Origin of the sequence: Alienimonas sp. DA493, assembly GCF_043951915.1 — a bacterium.
Lineage (GTDB): Bacteria > Planctomycetota > Planctomycetia > Planctomycetales > Planctomycetaceae > Alienimonas.
Genome location: NZ_JBINJD010000199.1, coordinates 1 through 8,198 on the forward strand (window position 1 = coordinate 1; position 8,198 = coordinate 8,198).

6 protein-coding genes are annotated in these 8,198 nt (G+C 72.7%); 2 read left to right on the forward strand and 4 right to left on the reverse strand.

Features of this window, described 5'->3' with window-relative positions; genetic code table 11:
- Nucleotides 1-51: 51 nt before the first annotated feature.
- Entirely contained in the window at nucleotides 52-969 is a 918-nt protein-coding gene (locus tag ACG2DA_RS20350) for an endonuclease/exonuclease/phosphatase family protein (RefSeq protein ID WP_395258204.1), read from the reverse strand.
- Between the two features lie 199 nt (nucleotides 970-1,168).
- On the opposite strand from ACG2DA_RS20350, the gene ACG2DA_RS20355 reads away from it, so the two are divergent.
- Nucleotides 1,169-1,780 carry a ubiquinol-cytochrome c reductase iron-sulfur subunit gene (locus tag ACG2DA_RS20355; protein ID WP_395258206.1) on the forward strand — a complete coding sequence of 204 codons (612 nt, stop codon included), beginning with the start codon at nucleotides 1,169-1,171 and terminating at the stop codon, nucleotides 1,778-1,780.
- Nucleotides 1,777-3,843 (forward strand): cytochrome b N-terminal domain-containing protein, encoded by a 2,067-nt coding sequence (locus ACG2DA_RS20360; protein WP_395258208.1) that lies wholly within the window; start codon nucleotides 1,777-1,779, stop codon nucleotides 3,841-3,843. The genes ACG2DA_RS20355 and ACG2DA_RS20360 overlap by 4 nt, the downstream gene beginning before the upstream one ends.
- Nucleotides 3,844-3,975: 132 nt before the next feature.
- On the opposite strand, the gene ACG2DA_RS20365 is transcribed toward ACG2DA_RS20360, so the two are convergent.
- The 3 genes from ACG2DA_RS20365 to pta form a co-directional block, all read right to left on the reverse strand.
- Complete coding sequence (locus ACG2DA_RS20365) at nucleotides 3,976-5,295, reverse strand: DUF58 domain-containing protein (protein WP_395258209.1); 1,320 nt, start codon at nucleotides 5,293-5,295, stop codon at nucleotides 3,976-3,978.
- Nucleotides 5,292-6,053, reverse strand: coding sequence for an arginyltransferase (locus ACG2DA_RS20370; RefSeq protein WP_395258211.1), 762 nt, complete (start codon nucleotides 6,051-6,053; stop codon nucleotides 5,292-5,294). The genes ACG2DA_RS20365 and ACG2DA_RS20370 overlap by 4 nt, the downstream gene beginning before the upstream one ends.
- Nucleotides 6,050-8,198 (reverse strand): phosphate acetyltransferase (gene pta / locus ACG2DA_RS20375; protein ID WP_395258212.1); only part of this gene is annotated, 2,149 nt, incomplete at its 5' end. The genes pta and ACG2DA_RS20370, both read right to left, overlap by 4 nt.

Genomic DNA, 8,198 nt, shown 5'->3' on the forward strand with positions numbered 1-8,198 from the left:
CCGTCGGCGGAGCCGAGGGGGGAACGCACCGCCGGAGCTTGCGCTCCGGGCTCACGTCGCGAAATCGAAGACCGCCAACTGCGGCAGGTGATCGCTCAGGGCGAACGACCGCGGGTCGGCCGGGTTGGTGCGAAAGGCGCCCTCGAACAGCGGCCGGGACTCCACGACCTGCCCGGCGATCGGCCCCGCCGCCATGACGTAGTCGATCCGGCGGGTCGGTTCGTCGGCTTTGATCGTCAGCCCGGGCCCCTCGCCGACCTGGGCGAAGGTGTCGACCCAACCCGCGTCGGTCCAGAGTGTGTGCTCCGCCACGTCCGGGGTGTGGTTCAGATCGCCGATCAGCAGCATCGAACGGCCGGCCTCCAGGTCGGCCCGCATCGAAGCCAACATCGCCGGGATCTCCCGCAGCCGCACGTCCGGCTCCGGCGCCGGATGCAGGTGGGCGGAGTGCACGATCAGCGGCTCGCCCCCCGGCACTTTCACCGTCGCCCGGCCCCAGTGCCGGGTGAACAGGTCCGCCGGCCGCTCCCCGCCGACGACCGGGGCGTTCCGCGGGTCGACGATCTCGTACTTGGACAGCAGCGTGCCCGGCCACTTCCCGCCGCTGGGGAAGGTGACGAAGCGCATGCCCAGCCGCTCCGCGATCTGTCGGACGACGGCCTCCGGGGGCGACTCAGAGAAATTCACCACGTCCGGCTCGTACAGGGCCAGTTCCTGCGCGAAGCGGGCCGGCATTTGGCCGAGGGCGGTCGCCTTTTTGCCGAATTCCCGGTCCTTCGGCCAGCCGGTGCACTCGTAGACGTTGTAGGCGATCACGCGCAGCGACCGCGGCCGCTCCCCGGCGCCGGCGTTCGCCGCCCGGCATGGCGCCGCGACGGCGGCCAGCCCCGCGGCCCCGGCCGCCCCTAGGAATTGCCGCCGCGAGGGCGAGACGGGAGCGAACGGCGAGGGCGAGGGCGAAGCGGTCATGAGTTCGGGTTGGCGTGGGCGGGTCCCCCGCCGCCACCGTACCCGCCGGACGGATCGCGGCGTACCGATCCGAGGGCCCCGAACCGCGGCTCGGCCGCGTCGACGCAACGATTCCCGACCCGGTTGACCGTCCCGCCCGCCGCTCGCATCATCCGATCCCCTTGGGTTCCCGCCTTTCGACCCGCCAAGCCGCGCCCCCGTGACGGACTCTGTAACGGACTCTCCCGCGACCCGCTCCGGTCGCCGCAACTGGCTCGCGTGGGCCGCCCGGGGGATTTACGCCGCCTGCGCCGCGGCGGTGGCCTGGCCGGCGGCGAAGTTCTTCGCGGCCCCGCTGTCCGCCGAAGGCCCCGGTCCGGTCCGCGACCGGGCGGTGCGGCTGGCGGACCTCAAACCGGGCGTGCCGCGGCTCGTGCCGATCACCGGCGAGGCCGTGGACGCCTGGACGCGGCACCCCGCCGTCACCGTCGGCCGGGCCTGGGTGGTGCGGACCTCGCCGGCGGAGGTCGACCCGCCCCAGGTGGAGGTGAACGCCTTCAGCAGCGTGTGCCCGCACGCCGGCTGCCAGGTCAGCGGCACGCTGCGGACCGACGCGGATCGCGAGGCCGAGGGCCTGATCTGCCCCTGCCACGGGGCGGTGTTCGCCCTCGACGGCGATCCGCAACCGAAGCTGGACGGCGGCGCCAACCCCAGCCCCCGCGGCCTCGACCCGCTGGCGACCTCGCTGGTCCAGGACGACGACGGGTTGTGGTGGGTGGAGATCGAATACCAGCGCTTTGAGATCGGCACCGCCGAACGGAACGTCGTATGAGCGAGCCGGAGACGAACGCCCCGGCGGCGAACGCCACGCCCCCCTCGGAGCCCCCCCGGCCCGAACCGGCGCGCCCCGAGACCGCGCCGCCGGAGTCGGCCGGCAGCCGGGGCTGGATGCAGGCCGCCCTGACCGAACGCAGCGCCGCGGTCGGCGGCTGGGTGCACGAACGGACCGGGCACCGCGGGGCGTTCGCCTGGTTCGCCAACCGCACGATCCCCGGCGGGGCGCGGTGGCGGTACGTTACCGGGCCGGTCTGCCTGGGGCTGTTCGCCGTGGTGTTCGCCACCGGCCTGGCGTTGATGACCGGCTACGTCCCCAGCGCCGACGCCGCCTGGGCCAGCGTGCACCACCTCGAACGCACCCCCGGCGGGTCGATGCTGCGGGGCCTGCACTACTGGGCGACGCACGCCCTGATCGTCGCGTTCGCCGTGCACCTCGGCCGGCTGATGCTGTCCGCGGCGTTCCGCTCCCCGCGGGAGCTGGCCTGGGTCAGCGGCGTGCTGCTCTTTCCCCTGCTGGTGACCGCGGCCGTCACCGGGAACCCGCTGTCCGGCAGTCAAAAGGCGTTCGAGCAGATTGAAGTCGAGGGCGCCATCCTCGCCGGCACCCCCGGGGCGGGGCCGCAACTCAAGCAGATCCTCTTCGGCGGTCCGCAGGCGGGGCACCTGACGCTCACGCACCTGTACGCATTACACGTCGCCTTCCTCCCGCTGGCGGCGGCGGCGCTGGTCCTGTTCCACCTTTATCAGTTGCTCCGCTGGGGCACCGTGCGGCCGGAGGACCCGCTGGCAAACGGCAACCCGGACACCGTCAACCACGCGCACAGCCCGGAGGAGACGCCGTACGTGCCGAACCAGATGCTCCGCAACGCCGTGGCCTTCGCCGCGGTGTTCGGGCTGCTCTGGTTCATGGCCGGCCGGCAGCCCGCCCCGCTGGACGCCCCCCCGGGCGAGGGCGTCGAGAGCATGCCGCGGCCGGAGTGGTACTTCCGCTTCCTATTCGAATTGCGGAACTACTTCCCGCCGGAGATGGAGTTTCTCGCCACCGGCGCCCTGCCGACGCTGGCGATCCTGATTCTCGCCGCCGTGCCCTGGATCGACCGGCTCGGCCACCGGGTCGGGGCGGCGGCGCGGTATTTGATCGTCTTCGGCGGGCTGCTGTTCTGGTGCGTGCTGACGGTCGCCTCGATGAGCCGCGACCGGGCGGACGAGCACTACCTGGAGGTCCGCCGGGCCGCCCACGTGCGGGCGGAGCGGGCGGCCGAACTGGCCGACGGCGGCGTGCCCCCCGGCGGCCCCGCCTCTCTGCTGGCCAACGACCCGAAGACCCGCGGCCCGGAACTATTCCGCGCCCACTGCGCCGCCTGCCACGCCCACACCGGCCCGGCCGTGGAATCGTGGGGGCCGGACCATTCGATCGAAGCCAGCGAGTGCAACGCCGCGAATCTCGCCGGCTTCGGCTCCCGCCGCTGGATGCGCGGTCTGCTCGACCCGGCGCTGGTCGACTCAGACGCCTACTTCGGCTGCACGCCCTTCGCCGAGGGAGAGATGACCGGCTGGGTGAAGGACGCGCTGTGGCTGTTCGTGGAGCCCGGCAGCGAGGAGGCGAAGGCGTTGGAGGACGACGTCGAGGCCGTCGCCGCCGCGATGGCCGCCGAGGCCGGCGCCCGGGTGCACGGCGGCCCGCCGATCGCCGTCGCGCACGGCGGCGAAACCTTCGACCCCGACGCGTTGCCCGAACTGGCCGAGCGGGGCCGGGCCCTGATGACCGGCGCCGAGGAAGGGCTGAACGACGCCGGCGCCTGCACGGACTGCCACAACTTCGCCGGGGAGGAGTTCGGCTACGCCGTCACCCTCGACGGCTACGGCTCCCGCGAGTGGCTCGCCGACTTCATTGCCAACGCCGGCCACGAGCGGTTCTACGGCGAGAACAACGCGATGCCCCTCTACGCCCCCAACGCCCCCGTGGACGGCGAGGAAGACCCCTCGAACACGCTGACCCGCGACGAGATCCTGCTCCTCACCGACTGGCTCCGCGGCGACTGGGTCGGGCGGGAGTAGATCGCGACGCCGACGACCGCCACTCAGGTTGCCCAGCGTCCCGGCCCCTTGGAGGGTCCGGGACGCTTCGCTCACACGGCCACCGCGCCGCCGACCGGCGGCGAGGCAGGCGAGGTTCAGGGAGCACGCCCGTCACAGCAGGTGTTTCGCCTTCACCTCGAGATACCGGCTGACGACCGCGGCGCTGAGGTTCTCCGGGGTCGCCTCGACGACCAGCACGCCGTCGGCGGCCAGGGCGGCGGCCCGGCGGCGTTGGCGGGCCCGCAGCTCCGCGGCGGCGGCGATGCGAAACGCCTCCCGGTCCCCGGCGGCGCCCTCCGCCGGAACGGCGACGGCCCGCTCCGCCAGCGGGCTGTTCTCCAACAGGGCGACCAGCACCAGGTGCGGCGACCGCAGCGGGCGGACGTGCCGGGCGATCTCCGCCAGTTGCACGTCGTCCGTGGCGTGGGTCAGCAGCACGACGAGGCTCCGCCGCCGGTGCCGGGTGCGGACCTCCCGGACCATCGCCCCGTAGTCGCTCGCCTCGTAGCGGGGGGCGAGGTCGTAGGTCTGCCGGACCAGCGACCGCACCCCCGCCGCCCCGCGGACCGGCGGGACCCACTGCCGCGTCTCCGCCCCCGCCGCCAGCAGCGCCGCCGTGTCCCCCTGCCCCAGCGCCACGTGGGCCAGCAGCACCGCGGCGTTCAACGCCCGGTCGAAGTGCGTCACGCCGCCCTCGGCGTTGCACATCGACCGGCCGCTGTCGAGCAGTAAGAGCAGGGACTGGTTCCGCTCCACGGTGTACTCGCGGGAGACGAGGTCCCCCGTGCGGGCGGTCGCCTTCCAGTCGATCTGCCGGACTTCGTCCCCGCGGACGTACTCCCGCAGGCGGTCGAACTCCCGCCCCCGGCCCCGCAGGCGGCTGGCCCGCACGCCCTCGGTGCGGCGGTTCTGCCGGGCCAGCAGCTCCGCCCCCCGCACCGCCCGGACGTTGGGGTAGACCCGCACCGTACGGTCCTCCCGCACCCGGGCGTGCCGTTCCCACAACCCCCAAAGGGTGCGGCTCCGCAGAAACGTCCGCCCGAACTGCCGCGGCCCCCGCAGGTGCGGCGTGACGTGGTAGACGACCGCCCCGGTGCGGCCCGCCGGCAACTCGACCGTCGCCGGCAGACCCTCGACGGCGGAGGGCGTGGGCGGGGAGTCCTGAACCTCGACGACGATCGACTCCGGCCCGCGGTTCGTGAGGTGCAGGGTGACGGGGTTGGGGGCGCCGACGCTGAACACCTCCGCCGCCTCCCGCTCCACCGCGACCGCGGCCGGCGCGGGGGAGCGGAAGGCGTCCCAGGCCGCGGCCGCCGCCGTCAGCGCCGCGGCCAACAGGCCGACGTCCGCCAGCGGCGCCCAGACCGCCCCCGCCGCCAACGGTACGGCGCACAATCCCGCCAGCGCGAGCAACCGTCCGGTCGGCGTCACGGGGCCGCCCCGCCGTCGGCGGACGCGGCGTCGTCCGGCGCCCGCCACGGCGGGGCCTCCTCCAGATCGACCCGCTCCGTCAAAATTTCGTGCGGGGCGAAGCGATTTTTATACGCCATCGAGGCGTTCTCCGGGATCCAATACCCGAGGTACACCCAATCGCGGCCGGTGTCCCGGGCGTATTGAATCTCCGTCAGGGCGCTGAAGGTGCCCGGCCCCTGCGGGCGCCAGTCCGGGTCGTGGAAGAAATAAATGCTGTTCAACGCCCCCGGCACGACGTCCACCAGCCCGACGCCGACGAGCTTGTCGCCGTCGCGGTACAGAAACTCCCGAGCGAAGTCGTACCCGGGGCCGACGAGGTTCTCGCGGTACTCCTCCGGCGTGGTCGTATCGTGCCGCCAGCCGCGGCGCTCGCTCATATCCGCGTGCCAGCGGTTATAGAGATCGGCGTGCTCCTCGGACGTTCCGGCGGGTTGCACCGTCACCGAGATCTGCGCGTTGCGCTTCAAACAGCGCCGCTGACTTTTCGACGGACGAAAGTTTCGCACGTCCACCCGCAGGCTGCGGCACTTCTTGCAGGCGGGGCAATCGGAGCGAAAGAAGCTTACCCCCTGCCGCCGCCAGCCGCGGGCCAGCATCTTGGCGTAGTGCTCCGCGGAGATTTGCGCGAACAGCTTCACGCCCATCCGGGCCCGCTCCTCCGGCAGATAGGAGCACTCGACGATCGGCGAGCGGCCGCTGAGCAGTTCGACCGTCACGCGGCGCCCCCCGCCCCGGGGGACGCACCGCCGGCGGCGGCCTGAGCCTCATCCGCGGCGGCCTGGGCCTGAATCGCGGTGATCGCCACGGTATTCAAAATGTCCGGCACGGTGCAGCCGCGGGAGAGGTCGTTCACGGGCTTGTTGAGGCCCTGCAACACCGGGCCGACGGCCACCGCCCCGGCGCTCCGCTGGACCGCTTTATAGGTATTATTGCCGGTGTTCAGGTCCGGAAAGATCAACACCGTCGCCTGTCCCGCGACCGGGCTGCCGGGGCGTTTGGAGGCCGCGGTTTGCGGGTCGACGGCGGCGTCGTACTGGATGGGGCCGTCGATCGGCAGGTCCGGCCGCATCGCCTGGGCCTTGGCGGTCGCCTCCCGCACGCGGTCCACGTCCTCGCCGGAGCCGCTTTCGCCGGTGGAGTAACTCAGCAGGGCGACCCGCGGCACCACGCCGAAGCGGGCGGCGGTGTCGGCGCTGGTGACGGCGATCTCCGCCAGTTGGTCCGCCGTCGGGTTCGGCACGACCGCGCAGTCGCCGTAGACCAGCACGCGATCCGGCAGGCACATAAAGAAGATGCCGGAGACCACTCCCACGCCCGGCTTCGTTTTAATGAATTCGAACGCCGGCCGGATCGTGTGGGCCGTGGTGTGGGCGGAGCCGCTGACCATTCCGTCCGCCAGGCCCAGATGCACCAGCATCGTGCCGTAATAGCTGACGTCCGTCATGCGGTCCCGGGCGATGTCCGGGGTGACGCCTTTATGCTGCCGCAGGCGATGATATTCCGCGGCGAACTCCTCCAGGCGGGGGGAGTCCGCGGGGTTCTCGATCGTCGCCGCCCCGAACAGGGCGGCATCCAGTTTCAATTCGGCGATCTGCCTGCGAATCGCCGCCGGGTCGCCCAACAGCGTGAGGTCGGCCACGCCCCGCCGCAGGATCGTCTCGGCGGCCTGAAGGATGCGGGGTTCGGTTCCCTCCGGCAGCACGACCCGCTTCCGCCGGGCGGCGGCCCGGCGAAGCAATTCGTATTCGAACATCAGCGGCGTGACCCGCCGCGGGTCGGAGACGCGGATCGCCTCGGCGAGGGCGTCGGTGTCGACGTGGGCGTCGAACAGTTCCAGCGCCGCCTCGATCTTGCGGGGGGAGTCCGGCGACAACACCGCCGGCACCGCGGCGACGTTCAACGCGGTGGTGAAGGTGTCGGTGTTCACGCCCAGTACCGGCACGCCGGCCAGTCCCTCCACCAACCTCCCCACCGTCCGGCCGGGCGCCAACCCGCCGGACAACAGCACGCCGGCGATATTGGGGCCGGTGCGGCTTTTCTCGCCCGCCAGGCTCGCCAAGAGAATATCGTCCCGGTCGCCGGGGCAGATGACCAGCGCGCCGTCGGAGAGGTGTTCGAGAAAGTGCGGCACCCGCATCGCGGCGACCAGGAACCGCCCCACCGACCGATCCGCCCCCGCGAAGGACGCTCGGTCCGCTCGCAAACTGGGCGGCTCCCCCGGCCCATACAGCCAGGTGGCGTCCAACCCCACGGCGATCTCGCCCATGGAGGGGTGCGTCAACTGCCGATCCTCCGGCAGCAACCAGACCGGCGGGCCGTCCGCCTTCATGGCGGTGAGCGAGCCGCGGGCGGCCCGGTCCCACGACGCCGGCACGTGGTTCACCACCGCCGCGAGCACCTCGCAGCCGCGGTCGCCGAACTGGTCGAAGGCGATGGCGATCGCGTCCCGCAGGTCGGCGGGCGTTTTGCCGCGGGCGGTGAACACCGGCAGCACGGCGGAGCCGAAGTTCGCGGCGAGGTCGGCGTTCAAGTCGAACTCGTGCGTTGGGGCGAACCCCTGAAAGCTGGTGCCCTCCACAACGACGAGGTCGTCGGGCTCCCGCGGCGCGTCCGTGGCGCCGACCTGCCCGTCGCGGACGGCGCGGAACTTCGCCAGTACGGTGGCGATCAGCTCCGGCACGCGGTCCTCGGCGAGGTACGCCCGGGCCTGCTCCCGGTTCAGGCCGACCAGCGCCTCGGGGTCGACGTTCGTCAGGTAGCGGTCGACGACCAGCCGCACGGAGGGATCGCGGGCGGCGTCGTAGCGGACGATCGGCCGGAAGAACCCGACCCGCCCGCCGCGGCGGGCGGCCAGTTCGCAG